A 17,831-nucleotide genomic window follows, 5' to 3' on the forward strand; every position below is an offset into this window, starting at 1 on the left:
GCGGGGCTGCCCTCGGCACATTCGCTCCGAAAGCTGTCGACACTCCGGGCTCCGGTGGCACCGCCGACGCGGCAGCGGACACTACTCTGCTCGCTATGGCGATGACCAGCGCGAAGATCGGGGGAGCGGCGGTCGTCGCCCTCCACCCGTCGACCATGGTGGGGTGCACCTATCGCTGCGACGACCGGTATGTCGTCGGGCGAGAGGAGATCCGGCAATTCGCGCGCGCGGTCCAGGACAGCCATCCGGTGCATCGGTCGGAATCCGCCGGTGTGGAGTTCGGTTACGGTGGGCTGATCGCGCCACTCACCTTCTTCGCGATTCCCGCGTTCCGGGCGCAACGAGCGATGTTCGACACCGTGGCCGGTGGATACGATCTGAGCCGAATCATGCAGACCGATCAGGTTGTCAACTACCACAAGCCGATTCATCCCGGTGACGCACTGACCTGCGATGTGGGTTTCGAGTCGTTTCGCGGAGCCTTCGGCAGCGAACTCTTCGAATTCAAGACCGAGATCACAGACCAGTACGACTGCCCGCTGATCACCTCGCGGACAAGTTTCGTCGGTCGAGCCGAGGCCGGAGGCCCGAGGTCTCATTCGGCCGATGACCTTGTGATGCGCGGTTTTCACCACAGGCCGTCGGGTGCTGGACTCCGTTCACGGATGCTCAAGGGATCTGATCCTCGGCCGAGATCGGATGGCGTACGCGGCGGCCGAACGCGTCGCTTCGAGTCCGTCGCGGAGGGTGAAAAGCTACCACCACGGGTCTTTTCTCTCACCCTCGGAGATCTGGTCAATTACGCCGGTGTGGCGGGTGATCCGAATCCGATCCACTGGCACCCGCAGGCCGCGCGAGCGGTGAATCTGGACGCTCCGGTTGCTCACGGCATGCTGACTGTGGGTCTGGGAGCGGGTTATCTCACCTCGTGGCTGGGAGATCCCGGCGCTGTGCTCGAGTATGCGGTCCGGTTCACCAGTCCGGTCTATGTGACCAGTGCCGGAGCGAGTGTCGAGTTCTCGGGGACCGTGAGGTCTGTCGATCCTCGGCATCGGACGGCGGTCGTGGCGATCGTCGCCACATCTCAGGGGCGGAAGATCTTCGGACGAGCGACGGCGAAGGTCCGACTCTCGTCGACCTGACCGGACCGACTACCCGGTCTGCTGCGTCGGAGGAGTGAGATCGCTCGGCGGACTGGATGGTCGAATCGGCATGCCCGGCCAGGAAATCCCGCGAACTCCACCCTGGCCGCGAGCGACGCGGATTCCTTCGGCGGTGATCCGAGGGCGATAGGTCGTTGTCCGGTGACCGAAGGCCGGGTCGAGATCGACGGAGTCGAACAGGCCCATCCTCGTCAACCACTGCGACGCGCGAACTACCTCGTTCTCGGTGAGGGATGCGCCCGGCCAACCGACCGATGCCTCGACGGCGAAGGCGCCGAGGACTCGCCCGGCGTTGTCGGAAAGATCTTCGTTGTGTGCCCATTTCAGCACGGCCTCGCGCACAGCCCACTGTCTGTCGGAGTAACCGGGCGTCGTGCGCGCCGTACTGTCCATCCGCAGCATCGCGGGCTTGTCCATCACGTCACTCCTCAATTCCCGAACCGAGTGGCTCGTGCCCGCGACCTCTGATCGCCGTCAATACTGCTGAGCGCTGCCGACCGCGGCCTCGAGCCGTGCCTCCCGGCTCCGGCCGTGCTCCACGGCTGCCGTTTACAAGATAAACATATGGCTGTTTATCTTGTAAACCGGTGTATCGACTACCACGTGACGGGGTATGTTGAGTCGAGCCGGAACATCCCGGTATCCTGGGGTTATGGTGGCGTGCTGGAAGACCAGGGCCCGAGAATTTTGACAGGAGCTCCGCCCTGAGCGAGGACACGATCAACTCGGGCGCCGAGCTGCGCGACAACAGTTCACGCGACGGAGGTGCTCGGCGCGCCCCGCGACTGGATCGGGTCCTGATCCTGGAATCCGCGATCGCGCTGATCGACGAGGAAGGCCTCGGGCACCTCACGATGCGCCGCCTCGGTTCCTGGCTCGGCGTGGAAGCCATGGCCCTGTACCGATACGTGTCCGGGCGTGACGACCTGCTGGCCGGGGTGGTCGATCACCTCGTCGACCAGCTCTACGAACAGAACCTGATGGAGCCCGACGGTGCGGGCGGCAGCTGGCAGGGTTATCTGCAGCGCCTCGCGCACGGCGTGCGCCGCGTCGCCATCGAGCACCCCGAAGTGTTCCCGTTGATGGCATCGAGCCCGCCCCAGGCGCCCTGGCTGTGCCCGCCGTTGCGCAGCCTGAACTGGATGGAGTCCTTCCTCGACACCATGCTCCGCTTCGGGTTCGACGACCGTCAGGCGGTGCAGGCCTATCGGTCCTTCGCCACGTTCCTGCTGGGCCACCTCCTGCTCGAGGTGGCGACCAAGGGGGTCGAGCTGAGCCCGGTCACCACCGCCGAGCCCGGGCAGCACGAGTCCTCGGATCTGGCCGACTACCCGAACGTGCATCGCCTGCAGAGCCACCTGGCGGCCGACCGCGCGGCCGACGAGTTCGAAGAAGCCCTCGAGGCGTTACTCGACCGCCTCGAAGCGATGCGCCGCGCACGACCACGCCCCTGACCGCCACCGACGGCAAAGGAAACGACGCCGTCGAAATCAGCGCCTCGCAAAGGACCATCATGAACGCCGACCGACCACCACTGGTTCTGCTGCACGGCCTCACGATGTCGGAACGCGCCTGGGCCGAGGTTGTTCCGCTGTTGGCACCGCACCACCACGTCATCACTCCCACGCTGCTCGGCCATCGCGACGGACCGAAGCAGACACAGCGGCCCACGCGGGTGAGTCATCTGGTGGACGACGTCGAAGCGCTGCTGGATACCCTCGGCCTGCACCAGGTGCACCTGGCCGGGAACTCCCTCGGCGGATGGATCGCGATCGAACTGGCACGCCGGGGCCGGGCCCGCAGTGTATGTGCCCTGTCTCCGGCCGGGTTCTGGGAACCGCGCCGCGCCAGTCAAACTCACGGGACCTCGATCATCGCTCGCGAGGCGGCAACCGCTCGTCTCGGCAGGCCCCTGGCGCCGCTCGGCCTGCGGTCACCCCTGATCCGGCGGCTCGCACTACGCAACGTCGCGACTCGCGGCGATCGCATCAGCAGCGCTCGAGCTCTCGACATCGTCCATGACCTGACCGAATGCCCGGTCACCACCGACCTGCTCAGCACCGACGAGTACATCGCGCCGCTGCCGGATCTTCCGTGCCCCATGACGGTGGCCTGGGCCGAACACGATCGCCTCCTGCCGCTCGCGGTGAACACACCCATCGCCCGGCTACGCCTTCCCGAACAAACTCAGTTCCGGGTCCTCCGAGGCGTCGGTCACGTCCCCATGATCGACGATCCCGAACTGGTCGCGCGAACCATCCTCGCTACCACGGCCGGCCATCCGCAGCCCGAGGATTCACAGTCCGAGGGTCTCGGCCACTAACTCGATGCGGATCCGTCGTTCCGGGTGCGTTCGGCAATCAGGTCGGTCTGTTCCTGATGGACGCGCAGAGCCGTTGCGAGAAAGTCGAGAACGAGGCGCAGTTGGTCGCTGTCGTAGCGCCGGAGCGCCGCCGCACCGGCCCGGCCCACGGGTTCGGACCTGGACCGCCAATGACGCCGAAGCCTTCGGCGCGCTCTTCACCGAGGACTCCGATTACGTCTCCTACGACGGCACCCGTGCCATCGGCCGTGAACAGCATCAGCGCAACCACGACCGGCTGTTCCGTGGAGTCCTGGCCGGATCAGCTCTGACCGGTGAACTGGAGTCCATCCGCTACATCACCCCGGATGTGGCCATTGTGTACGGCACCGCCTCGGTGCTGATGCCGTGGCGCTCACGCCTGCCGAAGCGCCGGCTCTCCCGGCAGACCATCGTGCTGCTGCGCACCGAAAACGGGTGGAAAATAACGGCGATTCACAACGGTCGGGTCCGCCCGGTCACTGTGCCGGAACCGAATTCGTTCCCGTCGAAGATGTCTCAGCTCATGGCGCGGTTCGCCCGCACGCTCGGGATCGCCCCGCGGTCGAAGCCCTGACCCTGCTGCGGGCAACCGGCGGTCACGGCAGGCCGCCGTCGTTGGTGTGGTTGACCAGTCCGGTCTGGTGGGCGATGACGACGAGTTGTGCACGATCGCGAGCGTGCAGTTTGTTCATGGCATGCTGCACGTGGGCGCGGACGGTGAACGGGCTGACGAACAGCTGGGCGGCAATCTCGTTGTTGGACAGTCCTTGTGCGACAAGCGTTGTCATCTCGCGTTCTCGCGGAGTGAGTACGTCGAGTTTCTCGGAGGTGTGCGTAGCGCCGTCGTCGGGTGGGGTTGCGAGGAAACGGGCGATCAAGGTGCGCGTCGCGGCGGGGGACAGGAGGGTTTCACCGTCTGCGATGGTGCGCACGGCAGTGAGCAGTTCCGCTGCGCCGATGCCCTTTCCGATGAAGCCGCTCGCGCCCGCGCGTAGTGCCTGTGCGACATATTCGTCGGTCTCATAGGTGGTGAGGACGAGGACCCGGCTGTCGCGCAGGTGCGGGTCCGCGCAGATCTGTGTGGTGGCGGTGATGCCGTCGGTCTCGGGCATCCGGATGTCCATGACGATCACATCGGGGTGCAGTTCACGGGTGAGTCGCACCGCTTGTGCGCCGTCGGCGGCCTCGCCGACCACGCTGATGTCGTCGGCGGTGTCGAGGAGCGTACGGAACGCCTGGCGGAGCAGGGCCTGGTCGTCGGCGAGGAGCACTCGAATTGTCATGGGGTACCACCGTTCTCCGTGTCGCCGGTCGTGTTCGCCGATGTGAGTGGCAAGTGGGCGGAGACGATGAAGCCACCCGCCGGGCTGTTTTCGGTGAAGAGCTGACCCCCGACCGCCTTGGCGCGTTCTCGCATACCCATGAGCCCGCAGCCCGATGGCCGGTCCGACGCCGTGAAGCTCGGCCTGTTCGCTGCTCGCGAGCCGGGTCCGTCGTCGGCGACGGTGATGCCGAGCAGGTCGTGGCTCCAGGACAGGCGGATTCGAGCGTGGCTGGTTCCGGCGTGTTTGCCTACGTTGGTCAGGGCCTCCTGGATGATCCGGAAGGCGGTGAGATCCACGCCCGGCGGTAGCGGTACGGGCGTGCCGTCGTTGTCCGTCGTCACTCGCAGCCCCGCACGGTCGAACGACTCGAGCAGCCGGGGGAGCTGGGCCAGGCCGGGTGACGGTTCGGCGGGAGTGTTCGCGTCCCCGGCCTGGCGTAGCAGTCCGACCGTGGCGCGCAGGTCGTCGAGGGCGTTTCTCGTGGTCTCGATGATGTTGTCCAGATTCGAGCGGGTCTGGTCCGGCTGGGAGTCGAACACGTGCGCGGCGACAACAGCTTGGGCGTTGGCGAGGGTGATCTGGTGTGCGACGACATCGTGGAGCTCGCGGGCGATGCGCACCCGTTCCTCGGCGACGCTGCGCCGCGCTTCGCTCTCCCGGCTCTCCTCGGCGCGCAGTGCCCGCTCTTCCATGGCGGCCAGGTAGGCGCGCCTGCTCTGCGTCGCATTGCCGAGCGCCCCGGCGATCAGCGGGAGCGCCGCCACCGACAGCAGCCGGCCGGTGTCCTGCCAGGACAGTCCGTCGAGAAGCGGGGTAGCCGTGACCAGTAGTGCGACGGCGGGGAGCAGGACCGCGATCGTCACCCTCAGCTCGGTGTGCAGTGCCAGCGCGTAAGCGGCGATCGCGACGGGCACCACGATCAGCGGGGTCGACAGCAGGCCCAACGGTGCGACCAGCATCCCGCACACGGTGGTGACCGCGACCACGGCTACGGGCGCCCGATGCCGCGCGACCAGCGCCGCACACGAGACACCCGCGGCGGCATAGGTGGCGATCGGTGGCCATCCGAGGGTGTTGTCGGGGTGAAAGATCCCGCCGGACAGACACAGCAGGAACGCCGTCGCGAGGACGAGCGCCTCGCGCCACCACACCGGTCGTCGTGCCACCTGTCGGGTGGTCATCACCGGATCGGGGGACGCTGCTGGTTCGGCAACACCTCGCCCAAGATACGCGTGGCGAGCGTCCCGCAACCGCCAAGGCGCACGACTCGGTTCCTACGCACCAGGAGTGCGCGGTCGTCTAGTGCGACAGCACCAGCGGCAATCGGTGACGAGAGACGATGCCCGCCTAGGGCTCCGCTGGAACGGTTGTAACCAGAAAGTCCCCGGGCGGCGCGAGTCCCGCTCAGTCGGGGAATCAAGTCTGGTGAGGAGCCGAAGTCGATGCAGCAGAACACAACCGACGGTGTGAACGTCGGTCTTCACACGAGGTGGAGTCGGCGACTACTCGGCCTCGTCGCGATCCTGGCCCTGGTGAACTTCGTAGTGGATTCGGCGATCGGCGCACCGCTGATCGTCCTGCCCGAGATGCTCGACCATTTCGGCACCGACCAGGCGGCGTGGCTCAATGCCACCGCGATGCTGGCGGGGGTGATGTGGGCCCCGTTGCTCGGTAAGAGCGCCGATATATACGGAAAACGCCGAGTCCTCGTGCTGACCTTGCTCATCAGTTGTGTCGGCGCGTTGATCTGCGCGGTCGCCCCGACAATGTGGATATTCGTGATCGGTCGCATGTTGCAGGGAGCCGCGTTGGCCGCCATGTTCCTGTCGGTCGCGATCGTGCGAACCGTCTGCACGCCACGCCTGGCCATGATCATCGTCGGCATCGTGACCACCGGAACCGCGATCCTCAACGTCGCTTCCCGGTTCCTCGTCGAGCAGCTGGCGACGGAGTTCGGCTTTCAGATCCTGTTTCTCATCTCGGCCGCTGTCGCGGTGGCGATGGCTGTATGCGTGCGTTTCCTGGTTCCCGAATCGCTCGTGAAGACGCCGGGCCGGCTCGACATCTCGGGTGCGCTGCTGCTCGGCGGCGGTCTGCTCGGAGTGCTCGGCTACATCAGCATGGGTCCCGATCTCGGGTGGTCCGCTATCGGACCGCTCGCCCTGCTCCTCGGCGGGGCCGTGGCGTCGGTCGGATGGTTCACGGTCTCGAGCCGGAAGGCTGATCCGCTGATCGACGTCGGAAACCTCGGCAAGCCACTGCTTCTCACGCTTCTGGTCGTCTTCCTCGGTGCCGGTTCCTACCAGAGCATGCTGCAACTCATCCCGCTCATCAGTGATGTCTCGGCGGACCAGAACTTGGGCTACGGACTCGGCGGTCGCGGGTCGGTGGCGTTGCTTCTCGCGGCACCCGCTGTCGGCGTCATGCTCGGCGGGCCGCTGGCCGGCTGGTTGGGTACGCGCATCGGGCCTGCCCGAACTCTGGCCGGGGCGGTCATGCTCGGAACCGTTGCCACGATCGGGATGTTCCTCGGTGCGTCCCAGTTGGTCGCGGCGCTGTGCTTCGCGTTCCTGCTCGGGGTCACGGTCGCGGCGTTGGGTGCGTCGGGCTTCAACACCGCGGGCGACTTGGCCTCGGCGCAACGGCAGGGCGTCGTGTCCAGCCTGGTCATGGTGATGGTCTCGACCGGGGCCGTGGTGTTCGACTTCGTCGGCGCGGCCGTTCTCGCATCGACCACTGTCGTCGCGGACGGGGAGACGGTGAACTCGGCTACCGGCGTATTCAGCTATATCGCGATCGCCACCGCGGCCTTCGCGATCGCCGCGGTCGTGGTCGTCCTTCTTGTTCGAACCACGCGCCCGCGGCGTCGGATGCCCGCGTCGGAACTCGAGCGCCAGGCTGTCGAAACGCACGCATGACCCTTCCATCGAAAACAGAGGAGTCGACATGAAATCCAGAGGAACTGTGCTGATTTCCGGCGCGAGTATCGCGGGTCCCGCGCTGGCGTTCTGGTTGCACAAGGTCGGATTCGAGGTGACGGTGGTCGAGAAGTCCGCCGGTGTGCGCGGCGGCGGATACCCGATCGACCTGCGTGGCACCGCCGTCGAGGTCGCATACCGGATGGGCATTCTGCCGCAGCTACAGCTAGCCCATATCGACACACAGCGGGTCACCTTCCTCGAGGCCGACGGCAGTCGGGCCGCTGTCGTTCATCCGCAGGCGGTGACCGGGGGAGTCGACGGACACGACCTCGAAGTCCCGAGGGAGACGCTGACGAACGTCCTGTACACGGCAGTCCGTGACGATGTGGAGTTCGTCTTCGACGATTCCGTCGACGCCCTCACCGAACACGAGCACGGTGTGGACGTCACCTTCCACAGCGGCGCCCAACGCAGTTTCGATCTTGTTGTCGGCGCCGACGGATTGCACTCACGCACCAGGACTCTCGCCTTCGGCCCCGAACAGAACTACCTGCGCTACCTCGGCTACTGCTTCGCGATCTGCACCATGCCCAATACCTTCGGGCTCGCACACGAAGCGCTCATCTGGAACACCCCCGGACGAGCCGCCGCTCTCTACGCCGTGGGAAACAACGACGACGTGCACGCCCTCCTGACCTTCGCCCACCCCGAACCACCCCACGAAGCCTTACGGGACAGTGAGACTCGACGTGCACTGATATCCACGCTCTTCGGCGACGACGGATGGAAGGTGCCGGACATCGTCGAGGCCGTGTGCGGTTCCCCAGATCCGTTCTTCGACACGGTGAGTCAGATCCATATGCCGCAATGGTCGGCTGGGCGTGTGGCCCTCGTCGGCGATGCCGCCTACGCACCGTCGTTCCTGACCGGGCAGGGGTCGAGCCTCGCGCTCGTCGGCGCCTACATGCTCGCCGAATCCCTGGCCGCGCACGAGGACCACACCACCGCCTTCACCGCCTACGAACGTGCCAGCCGCCCATTCGTCGAACTCAACCAATCACAGATCGCCACCGGCGAAGCGGCACTTTTTCCCACCACGGCCGAAGCACTGCAAGCCCGCAACCATCGACTTCGCGACCTGACCACGTCGGCCCCGGCCACCGGTCGACCGGCCCACACAGCTCTGACGCTGCCTGAGATCAGACGGATGGCCTCGTGACCACCGATGTCTGCGGCCGACGGGGCTCGAAGTTGTCCAGCCGCAACACTTCTCAGTCGTCGACGTACTGGTTCGCCGGCATGGTCATGCTCCAGAGACGTCTGTGGTCGGGGCCGGCGACGTGGAGGTGAAGGAAAAGCGCGTGCCGGTGAGCTGTTCGGAGGCGCGCCAGAGCCGCGCGGCGGAGTCCGGATCCTCGGCCACGGGGGATATCTCGCCCACCGTTGCCGGACCGCGAACACCGCCGAAGCGGCTCGGACCGACGAAGCTGCCACCGGGGATGTCGCCGACGGCCGCCAGCAGTGTGGGAAGCGCACCGGCGTCGGGTCCTTGGGCGAGCATGGGTGTGAAGATGGCCGACAGGGCGTCGATGAGCCGGTTACCGCTGGTGATCCGGAAGCCGGTGGAGGCCCAGCCGGGATGCGCGGTGGTCGCGATGACCGACGAGCCGACCGCGCTCAGGCGGCGTTGTAGTTCGGCGGTGAACAGCAGGACCGACAACTTCGACGCACCGTAGGCGCCGAACGGCTTGTAGGGGCGTTGCGCCCACTGCAGGTCGTCGAAATCGAGCTGCGCGGAGCGGTAGGCGGTCGACGAGGTGGACACGACGCGGTCGGTGATCCGGTCGAGCAACAGGTTCGTCAACGCGAAGGGCGCCAGGTGGTTCACCCCGAACTGGAGCTCGAAACCGTCGGCGGTGTGCTGTAGCGAATCGGTCATGGTTCCGGCGTTGTTGACGAGCACGTCCACGGTGCTGTCGATGCCGTCTGCGAAATGCCGGACCGACGCCAGTGAGCTGAAGTCGAGCGGACGAACTTCCACCGTGCCGCTCATTTCGGCGGCGACGGCACGGCCCTTTTCCTGGTCGCGGACAGCGAGTATGAGCCGTGCGCCCTTGGCGGCAAGGACAGTTGCCGCGGCACGGCCGATCCCGCTGGTGGCGCCGGTGACGATGACGGTGCGGCCGGTCTGATCCGGAATCCGAGAACGAGAGGCAAGAGTGAGCATGGAGCCAATGTATCCACTGGAAACAATCTAGTCAACGGAAACATTCTTGATAGGCTGCCCGAATGACGCCCGACCGCCCCTACCATCACGGCAACCTGCGCCAGGCCGTCCTGGAACAAGCCACGCCGGTGGTGCGTGACCGAGGAGCCTCGGAGTTGTCGCTGCGTGAGCTGGCCGCCGCCGTCGGTGTTTCGCACGCCGCTGTGCGCCGGCACTTCCCTGACCGTCGGCAGCTTCACGACGCACTGGCCGTCGAAGGGTTCGCCTTGCTCGGAGGGCGACTGCGGGACGCGGTCGATGCCGCGCCCGACTACCGCGCCCGGATTCGCTCGCTCGCCCGGGCCTACCTCGACTTCGTGACATCCGAGGCGAACCTGGCCGAGCTGATGTTCGCCCACAAACACGGCGAAGGTGGCGAGGCCGTGAGCACGGCCGCGGAGGCCGCCTTCGCGCCGATGTTGCTGGTGTTCGAGCAGGGTCTGGCCGACGAGCCGCCGGGCACGAGCCCGCAGCGGACCGCACTGATCTTCCTCGCCACCTTGCAGGGGCTGGCCGGGCTCGTGAACTGCGGCATGATCACCGCCGACCAGCTCGGCGGGCTGATCGATGAGGCTGTCGCGCAATTCCCGCAGGGGCGCGACGAGCGATAACGCGGAAGGCGCGCAATGGCTTTGCGGTGCCGGGGTCACTGAAGATTCCGCTCAGTGGTCGGCGGTATTGCCGGTCGTCGGGTCGCGCTGGAAACGTCGCGGTGACCGCGATATCGAACGAGGATCTCGCGGCCGAACCGAAGGAGCCTCGGTGCCCACGCTGCCACCCGAGAAGGCGAGTCCGTCTGCGCCGCAAGCGTTTATCCCGACCGACGCGAGAGCTCGCCGCCGTGCGGCCTTGTCGAGCCTGCTCGGTACGACGATCGAGTACTACGACTTCTTGCTGTACGGGACTATGGCCGCGGTGGTGTTCGGGCCGCTGTTCTTCCCCGGCTCGAATCCCGCGTTGAGCACCATCGCCTCGTTCGGCACCCTCGCCGCCGGGTATGTCGCACGTCCGCTCGGCGGCGTGATCTTCGGCCATTTCGGCGATCGCGTGGGCCGCAAGTCGATGTTGCTGATCACCATGCTGATGATGGGTATCGCCAGCGCGGCGATCGGCCTGCTGCCGACCTATCACACCATCGGCGTCGCGGCGCCGATCCTGCTGGTGCTGCTGCGCGTGGTGCAAGGGGTGGCCGTCGGCGGGGAATGGGGTGGCGCCGCGCTGATGGTCGTCGAGCATGCCGACGCGCGCAATCGCGGTCGATGGGCTGGAATCATGCAGCTGGGAACGCCCCTCGGTTTCCTGCTGTCGACCGGGGCGGTCGCCGCGGTGACCCAGCTTCCCGAACCACAGTTCTCGACCTGGGGGTGGCGGGTGCCGTTCCTGCTGAGCGCGGCCCTGCTCGTGCTCGGGATGTATGTGCGGCTGCGGGTCGCCGAGAGCCCGGTTTTCGCCGCCGCCGCGCCACCGCGTGACTCGATTCCCGCGGCGCAGGTGCTGCGTCGCCCACGCCTGCTCGTCCCCGCCGTGTTCGCCGGTCTCGCACCGTTCGCGCTGACCGCCCTGACCAGTTCGCACATCATCGCCTACGCGACCGGCATCGGCTACGCGGTCGGCGAGGTGATGCGATCGCTGCTGCTGGTGGTCGTCGTCTCGATCGTCGCCATTCCCGCGAGCGCGGCCCTGTCGGATCGGTTGGGCAGGCGGCGAACGATGATGACGGGCGCGATCGGGGCCGTCGTCTACGCCTTCCCCCTGTACAGCCTGATCAACAGCGATTCGTGGTGGATCATGACGGGCGCGCTGATGTTCGCGCAGCTGCTGCAGAACCTGATGTACGCGCCGCTGACCCCGATGCTGTCGGAAATGTTCCCCACCGGTGTGCGATACACCGGTGTGTCCATCGCCTATCAGACCGCGGCGCTCGTCGGCGCGGGCTTCACCCCGCTGATCGCGAGCAGCCTGCTTGTCGCCTTCGACGGGTCGAGCGTCGCGCTGAGCGGGATCATCGTTGTCACCGCAGCCCTGAGCCTGGCGGCCCTGGTCGCTACGGTGGAGGTGACGGGCCGGGATCTGCGTGTCGACGCCGACGACCGCCCACAGTCGTAGGCCAGGAGGTCATCGCTATGCGGGGAATCAACCACATCGTCTTGTTCGTCGCGGAGCTGGAGCGCAGCATCGCCTTCTACGAAAACGTCCTCGGCTTCGAGCGACTTGCCGAGGGATTCCCGGGCGGCGCCTTCCTGCGCCACCCCGGCTCGGCCAACGATCACGATCTCGGGCTGTTCCAGGCCAGGCGGCCCGCGGCGGGACCGCCGGGATCGGTCGGGCTCTACCACGTCGCCTGGGAGGTCGACACCTTGCGCGAGCTCGCCGATATCCGCGAGCGCCTGCTCGCGGCGAACGCACTGACCGGGGCGAGCGACCACGGGTCGACCAAAGCGCTCTACGCGCGCGACCCCGACGGCATCGAGTTCGAGGTGTGCTGGCTGGTGCCCGACGAACACGTCGAGGACGCCCTCGCACCCGGAACCTCGTTGACCGCGCCCTTGGACCTCGACGCCCAGATCGCGCGGTACGGCGCCGACACACCGGGCGGTCTCCGTACCGACCCGCGGGTATGGGCACGCATCGCGGCACGGCGGTGAATGCCTCCAGTCGATGCGCCCCGGCGGTCGAAGCGATCAGTTCGCGGCGGTTCGTCGAATCACTTGCAGCCGTTGCCTGATCGGCGGATGTGTGTCGAGCCATCGGGCGCGGGCCGCGAGCAGTGCGGATGTGTGAGCTGTCTCGTGCGGCAGCCACCTGCGGAGCGCGCCGTGGAGTTCGCGGCCGTACCCGAGGTGAACAGCCATTCGGTCGGCGGCGAACTCTCCGCGCCGTGCGCGCGCCGCAGCGGTCAGGGGTTCCAGGACGAGTAGTGCGATCAGCACCGCGACGGCGGGCTCGCCGGTTCGTGGTGTGAGAAAGAATGCCACGGCCGCCAGGAGTGCCGTCGCGATCGCCGCTCGCGCGAGACATCGGAGAGTGCCGGGACCACGTGCCGCGCGGGCCGGGACCGCGCCGATACCCCTGATCACGCGGGCGGGGACCGAGAACCAGGCGTCGAGCAGTCGCACACGTGGATCGAGCAAGAGATGGTGGCTGAGTTCGTGGGCGAGCACTGCGGCCAGCTGCCGTGGGCGAAGCGATTCGATCGCCCAGCTCGTCACCGCGACCATGCGCGCGGGCGCGGCGAACGCGTTGAACGTGGCCGACTGCTGCACCCACAGCGAGTACGGCCAGCCGTCCACCCCCGCCTTCCGGGTGACCTCGGCCCAAGCGGTCGCGAGAATATCGGGCTCCGATCCGACGGGCTTGCGGAATCCATAGGCCGCCGCCGCTCGGCCCCGATTCGGATGGAACCACAGTGCGCTGGCCATGCCGCAGCCGAACCCGGTCCACAACACGAGCATGATGATCGCCGCCCACCGGCCGAAGCCGACGATCACGACGTAGACCAGGACACCGTTGAGCGCCACGCTCGGCAGCGTCAATGCGAGTCCACCGGCCGTTTCCCGAATCCTCCCCACCTGCCGAAGTTTACGGCTACCCACCGACATCTTTGCTGGTGAGACGAACCACCATCGCTTGCCGGCCGATAGCCGGCGTGCCATGGTGGAAGTGAGCCCGGTGATCGGGCTTCCGGACGAGGGGTGCCGTACCCGGAGTGCGACAAGACGGCCCGAGGAGGGCTGCGATGTCGTGGATTCTGCTTGTCGTGTCGGGATTCCTGGAAGCTGTGTGGGCGACCGCCCTGGGCAAATCCGAAGGCTTCACCCGGCTCGTGCCGTCGGTGCTGTTCTTCGTCGCTCTGCTGGCGAGTATGGCCGGATTGGCGATCGCGATGCGCGAACTTCCGGTAGGTACCGCATACGCGGTCTGGGTGGGTATCGGCGCGGTCCTCACCGTCGCCTTCGCCATGGCCACCGGTGAAGAGCCGGTGACGATATTCAAGCTCCTGTTTCTCACGATGATCGTGACGGGCGTCGTCGGGCTCAAACTCGCCCACTGAATCAGACGACGTCCGTCCGGGGCGTTCGTTACTGCTCGGCTGGGGACGGTTCTGAATGGACACGTCAGCTAGCGGAAGTACGGATAGTTCTGCACCCAGTGGAATCCGCGACTGCGCAAGGTGAAGCTGTCGAGGTCCAGGCGTTCCAAGGTGACGACGAGTGGGCGGTCGTGCAGTTCCCCGCGCAGTATCAGAAGGTCGGGGGTGGGTCTCTGGGTGGACACAGTCGCGAGTGGTCCTGTCGGTCGGGCGAGTTCGAGCTGCCCGCCGGGGGAGAGTTCGGCTTCTACCGGAACGAATTCACCATCCATCCGTTGAATGGTGGCCGATCCTGGATGTTCGAAAATCAGTCGCTGCCAACGGGTTCCGTCGGTGGTGAGCGGCGGTGCGACCTGTCCGTCGACGGTGAATTCCCGCACGTCCCAGATCCCGTACAGCTCGGATTTGGGGCTACCTGCCCCGTGCTGTTCCTGCCACACCACCCAGCGGTCGTACCCGCTGGCCAGTGCGACCCAGAGTCCCAGACCCGCAACGACCCCTTTCGCGATGCGGTTGTTCCGTTCTTCGGCGAAGAGCGACGGTAGTGACAGCGGCGCGCAACCCCGCTGGTGTACGAACACATCGACGAGCCGTCGCAGGTAGGGCGCGAGCAGGACCAGGCTGATCAACATCAAGTGCGCGGCGAGCAACTTCTCCGGGATGTCGAACGTCATGTTCAGCAGGAGGATTTGCGCCGTACTGAGCAAGCACAACAGTGCACCGAGCACCGTCGTTCGGGAGAAGAACAGCAGCAGGCCCGCCACGACTTCCACAGCACCTAGCGACATCTCGTATGCGGGGGAACTGCCCACCTGCAACCACAGCACCGAGGCCGGACTCAGATCGCCGTACGGTTGCAGCAGCTGTGCTAACGACGGCCCGGGCATCTGGGTCGGGATCAGCTTCGCGAACCCGAACCCCACCATCTGCGCACCGAGGCACAACCGCAGGAACAGGAAGAACCAGGCGGTGAGCCGGGGGTATGCCGTGCGGCGATCGAATGCCGTCCACACCGCGGCGACGACCACCGCGAGGACCAGCAGACACAGCACCAGTACCCACACCGCCGCCTGATCACCGGCACCGGAATCCTTGTGCTGCACCGCGTCGACACCGAAGAACGTCCGGCCCACCCACCCGGTGACGGGGTCGGTCAGCGACATGTCCCACGGGCTCACATAACGGCGCGCCCAGCGCCCGAGGATGCCGAGCAACGCGAACGGAATATAGGTGTTCAGCACGCAGAACAGAACGAAATAGACCACGCAGAACCGAAACGCGACGAGCGTGGCGGGCCGGGGAATGGTCACCGCTGCATCCTCGGGTCCTCGGTGGGATCGGCAAACCGTACCGGGCAGCCGTTTTCCACCGCGTCGCGGCGCAGTTCGTAATGCCAGGGTTCGTTGTCGTAGATCTGGCACAGCCCATAGGCGGCGCCGTGGGCGGACAACCACGCCGTCGCCGCACTGTGCCCGATGTCGACCGCGTCACCCGACACGTGCGCGGAGGTTTCCGCGGTAGCCACCCAGCGGGCGGCCTCGGCCTCGGACCCGTACTTGCCGACCGCCTCGTGCAGCAGCCGTGTCTGGTGTTCCGCGGACCGCCAGCCACTGGTGACCACGAATTCCACCCCCTCGCTACCCGCGTCGACGGCGGCCCGACGGAGCGCATCGAGCAATGCGGGGTCCAGATTGGCTACCGAAGGCGACTGGTCGTCGAAGACCCCCGCACCGGGCGAACCGGGGTCGCCACGGGGAATATCGATCGACAACGCGACGGAGGAGAACCGGTCCGGCGATTGGTGGACAAAGAACGCCACAGCGCCTGCTGCGGTAAGAGCGGCAACAGCAGTCGCTAGAATTCCCCGGATATTTCTCTGATTCATGCAGTCAGTCAAGACAATGCGGCGTTGCACGCACGTATGCGATTTTCGATACGCCGACGATATGTTCCCGGTGGAAGAATCGAGAGCGATGCGTGTACTGATCGTCGAGGACGAACCCTATCTGGCCGAAGCAATCCGCGACGGCCTGCGCCTGGAAGCCATCGCCGCCGACATCGCGGGCGACGGCGACACGGCACTGATGCTGCTCGACATCAACACCTACGACATCGCCGTCCTCGACCGTGACATCCCCGGTCCCTCCGGCGACGAGATCGCCGAACACATCGTCGCCGCGGGCAGTGGGCTGCCGATCCTGATGCTCACCGCCGCCGACAGACTCGACGACAAGGCGACCGGTTTCGAGCTCGGCGCCGACGACTACCTCACCAAACCGTTCGACCTGCGCGAACTGGTCCTGCGCCTGCGCGCCCTCGACCGCAGGCGCGCCCACAGCCGGCCACCGGTCCGCGAGATCGCCGGGTTGCGTCTTGACCCGTTCCGTCGCGAGGTCTACCGCGACGGCCGCTACGTCGCGCTGACGCGCAAACAGTTCGCGGTGCTCGAGGTGCTCGTCGCGGCCGACGGCGGTGTGGTGAGCGCGGAGGAGCTCCTGGAACGCGCCTGGGACGAGAACGCGGACCCGTTCACCAATGCCGTCCGCATCACCGTCTCGGCGCTGCGCAAACGTCTCGGCGAACCATGGATCATCGCGACCGTTCCCGGCGTCGGCTACCGCATCAGTACAGGAGGTGACGGTGGATAGGGCACCCGGGCTGAGTGTCCGCCTCAAGCTCACCCTCAGTTACGCCGGTTTCGTCATGCTCGCGGGCACCTTGTTACTCGTCGCCGTTCTGGTGTTCTATCTGTACTACCTGCCTACCGGTTGGATCGACGCCACCGGCAACTTCTGGATCAACCGGCGGCTGCTGCTCCGCTCGTTCGCGCCGTTCATGGCCGCCGTACTGCTCTTCCTGATGGTCTTCGGCCTGGTCGGCGGCTGGTTCCTGGCCGGACGAATGCTCGCCCCGCTGACCCGGATCACCGCCGCTGCCCGGCTGGCCGCCAACGGCTCCCTGTCGCACCGCATCCGGCTCGCAGGCACCGCCGACGAATTCCGTGAACTGGCCGACACTTTCGACGCCATGCTCGCCCGGTTGGAAGCCCACGTCACCGAGAACCAGCGGTTCGCCGCCAACGCATCCCACGAACTACGCACCCCTTTGGCGATCACCCGAACCATGCTCGAGGTGGCCCGTGACGATCCCCCCGCCGACCCAGGTGACCTGATCGAACGCCTCCAGACCGTCAACAGCCGGGCCATCGATCTCACCGAAGCCTTGCTCGTGCTCAGTCGAGCCGACCAGCGGTCGTTCACCCCCGAGCCCGTCGACCTGTCCCTGCTCGCCGAAGAAGCCACCGAGACGCTGATCCCTTTCGCCGAAAAGCACGGCGTCACCCTCGAAACCGTAGGCGAGCCGACCCCCACCGTCGGCTCGCACGCCCTGCTCCTGCAGCTGACGACGAACCTCGTCCACAACGCGGTAGTCCACAACCTGCCCGGCGGCACCGCGTGGACAACCACCCGCCGCCTGCCCGATTCGGTGGTCCTCACCGTCGAGAACACGGGCGAAAACCTCACTCCGCGAACGGTTTCCACACTCGTCGAACCGTTCCAGCGTGGGTCCGAACGCATTCGCACCCACGATTCCGGCGTAGGCCTTGGACTGGCCATCGTCGACAGCATCACCCGAGCCCACGCGGGCACTCTTACTCTCACCCCGCGTCCGGGCGGTGGGTTGTGCGTGTCGGTGCACCTGCCGGCTCGTTAGATCTGCGG

Annotated in this window: 19 protein-coding genes and 1 riboswitch; of the genes, 12 read left to right on the forward strand and 7 right to left on the reverse strand. The window is 66.5% G+C overall.

Going from position 1 to position 17,831, the window contains the following annotated elements; translation table 11 throughout:
• Positions 1-95: 95 nt before the first annotated feature.
• Complete coding sequence (locus ACWEVR_RS20485) at positions 96-1,142, forward strand: fused (3R)-hydroxyacyl-ACP dehydratase subunits HadA/HadB (protein WP_452468244.1); 1,047 nt, start codon at positions 96-98, stop codon at positions 1,140-1,142.
• A 9-nt stretch (positions 1,143-1,151) separates the two neighbouring features.
• On the opposite strand, the gene ACWEVR_RS20490 is transcribed toward ACWEVR_RS20485, so the two are convergent.
• Positions 1,152-1,580, reverse strand: a complete 429-nt coding sequence (locus tag ACWEVR_RS20490; protein WP_452468245.1) for a hypothetical protein — start codon at positions 1,578-1,580, stop codon at positions 1,152-1,154.
• A gap of 302 nt (positions 1,581-1,882) precedes the next feature.
• On the opposite strand from ACWEVR_RS20490, the gene ACWEVR_RS20495 reads away from it, so the two are divergent.
• From ACWEVR_RS20495 to ACWEVR_RS20505, 3 genes are all read left to right on the forward strand, one after another.
• Positions 1,883-2,617 carry a TetR/AcrR family transcriptional regulator gene (locus tag ACWEVR_RS20495; protein ID WP_452468308.1) on the forward strand — a complete coding sequence of 245 codons (735 nt, stop codon included), beginning with the start codon at positions 1,883-1,885 and terminating at the stop codon, positions 2,615-2,617.
• Between the two features lie 59 nt (positions 2,618-2,676).
• Entirely contained in the window at positions 2,677-3,486 is an 810-nt protein-coding gene (locus tag ACWEVR_RS20500; protein WP_452468246.1) for an alpha/beta fold hydrolase, read from the forward strand.
• Positions 3,487-3,559: 73 nt separating this feature from the next.
• Positions 3,560-4,081 carry an SgcJ/EcaC family oxidoreductase gene (locus ACWEVR_RS20505; RefSeq protein WP_452468247.1) on the forward strand — a complete coding sequence of 174 codons (522 nt, stop codon included), beginning with the start codon at positions 3,560-3,562 and terminating at the stop codon, positions 4,079-4,081.
• A 22-nt stretch (positions 4,082-4,103) separates the two neighbouring features.
• Here the strand turns inward: ACWEVR_RS20505 and ACWEVR_RS20510 are convergent, their stop codons facing one another.
• Together ACWEVR_RS20510 and ACWEVR_RS20515 are read right to left on the reverse strand one after the other, a co-directional pair.
• Positions 4,104-4,790: a response regulator transcription factor gene (locus ACWEVR_RS20510; protein WP_452468248.1), complete on the reverse strand. Its 687-nt coding sequence runs from the start codon at positions 4,788-4,790 to the stop codon at positions 4,104-4,106.
• The gene (locus ACWEVR_RS20515) at positions 4,787-6,013 is read right to left on the reverse strand and encodes a sensor histidine kinase (protein WP_452468249.1); all 1,227 of its coding nucleotides are present in this window, start codon (positions 6,011-6,013) and stop codon (positions 4,787-4,789) included. Before ACWEVR_RS20515 ends, ACWEVR_RS20510 begins: the two co-directional genes overlap by 4 nt.
• A gap of 261 nt (positions 6,014-6,274) precedes the next feature.
• Between ACWEVR_RS20515 and ACWEVR_RS20520 the strand changes: the two genes are divergently transcribed.
• Positions 6,275-7,750 (forward strand): MFS transporter, encoded by a 1,476-nt coding sequence (locus ACWEVR_RS20520; RefSeq protein WP_452468250.1) that lies wholly within the window; start codon positions 6,275-6,277, stop codon positions 7,748-7,750.
• Between the two features lie 28 nt (positions 7,751-7,778).
• Positions 7,779-8,972 (forward strand): FAD-dependent monooxygenase, encoded by a 1,194-nt coding sequence (locus ACWEVR_RS20525; RefSeq protein ID WP_452468251.1) that lies wholly within the window; start codon positions 7,779-7,781, stop codon positions 8,970-8,972.
• 84 nt (positions 8,973-9,056) lie between these two features.
• Here ACWEVR_RS20525 and ACWEVR_RS20530 read toward each other — a convergent pair whose 3' ends face one another.
• Positions 9,057-9,980: an oxidoreductase gene (locus ACWEVR_RS20530; RefSeq protein WP_452468252.1), complete on the reverse strand. Its 924-nt coding sequence runs from the start codon at positions 9,978-9,980 to the stop codon at positions 9,057-9,059.
• A gap of 62 nt (positions 9,981-10,042) precedes the next feature.
• Here ACWEVR_RS20530 and ACWEVR_RS20535 point away from each other — a divergent pair, with 62 nt between their 5' ends.
• The 3 genes from ACWEVR_RS20535 (at position 10,043) to ACWEVR_RS20545 (ending at position 12,664) form a co-directional block, all read left to right on the forward strand.
• Complete coding sequence (locus ACWEVR_RS20535; protein ID WP_452468253.1) at positions 10,043-10,630, forward strand: TetR/AcrR family transcriptional regulator; 588 nt, start codon at positions 10,043-10,045, stop codon at positions 10,628-10,630.
• A gap of 160 nt (positions 10,631-10,790) precedes the next feature.
• A complete protein-coding gene (locus tag ACWEVR_RS20540; protein ID WP_452468309.1) occupies positions 10,791-12,125 on the forward strand; it encodes an MFS transporter in 1,335 nt (444 codons plus the stop codon).
• 17 nt (positions 12,126-12,142) lie between these two features.
• Positions 12,143-12,664 (forward strand): VOC family protein, encoded by a 522-nt coding sequence (locus ACWEVR_RS20545; protein WP_452468254.1) that lies wholly within the window; start codon positions 12,143-12,145, stop codon positions 12,662-12,664.
• 36 nt (positions 12,665-12,700) lie between these two features.
• On the opposite strand, the gene ACWEVR_RS20550 is transcribed toward ACWEVR_RS20545, so the two are convergent.
• Complete coding sequence (locus tag ACWEVR_RS20550) at positions 12,701-13,588, reverse strand: M48 family metalloprotease (RefSeq protein ID WP_452468255.1); 888 nt, start codon at positions 13,586-13,588, stop codon at positions 12,701-12,703.
• Positions 13,589-13,678: 90 nt separating this feature from the next.
• A riboswitch (guanidine-III (ykkC-III) riboswitch) is annotated at positions 13,679-13,745 on the forward strand.
• A gap of 10 nt (positions 13,746-13,755) precedes the next feature.
• Between ACWEVR_RS20550 and ACWEVR_RS20555 the strand changes: the two genes are divergently transcribed.
• Complete coding sequence (locus ACWEVR_RS20555; RefSeq protein ID WP_439266423.1) at positions 13,756-14,070, forward strand: SMR family transporter; 315 nt, start codon at positions 13,756-13,758, stop codon at positions 14,068-14,070.
• Between the two features lie 68 nt (positions 14,071-14,138).
• Here the strand turns inward: ACWEVR_RS20555 and ACWEVR_RS20560 are convergent, their stop codons facing one another.
• Together ACWEVR_RS20560 and ACWEVR_RS20565 are read right to left on the reverse strand one after the other, a co-directional pair.
• Entirely contained in the window at positions 14,139-15,419 is a 1,281-nt protein-coding gene (locus ACWEVR_RS20560) for a DoxX family protein (protein ID WP_452468256.1), read from the reverse strand.
• The gene (locus ACWEVR_RS20565) at positions 15,416-15,928 is read right to left on the reverse strand and encodes a M15 family metallopeptidase (RefSeq protein WP_452468257.1); all 513 of its coding nucleotides are present in this window, start codon (positions 15,926-15,928) and stop codon (positions 15,416-15,418) included. Before ACWEVR_RS20565 ends, ACWEVR_RS20560 begins: the two co-directional genes overlap by 4 nt.
• A 154-nt stretch (positions 15,929-16,082) precedes the next feature.
• On the opposite strand from ACWEVR_RS20565, the gene ACWEVR_RS20570 reads away from it, so the two are divergent.
• Entirely contained in the window at positions 16,083-16,757 is a 675-nt protein-coding gene (locus ACWEVR_RS20570) for a response regulator transcription factor (protein ID WP_067640160.1), read from the forward strand.
• Positions 16,750-17,823 (forward strand): sensor histidine kinase, encoded by a 1,074-nt coding sequence (locus tag ACWEVR_RS20575; RefSeq protein WP_452468258.1) that lies wholly within the window; start codon positions 16,750-16,752, stop codon positions 17,821-17,823. Before ACWEVR_RS20570 ends, ACWEVR_RS20575 begins: the two co-directional genes overlap by 8 nt.
• The last annotated feature ends 8 nt before the right edge of the window (positions 17,824-17,831 follow it).

The organism is Nocardia sp. NPDC003979 (assembly GCF_053605015.1).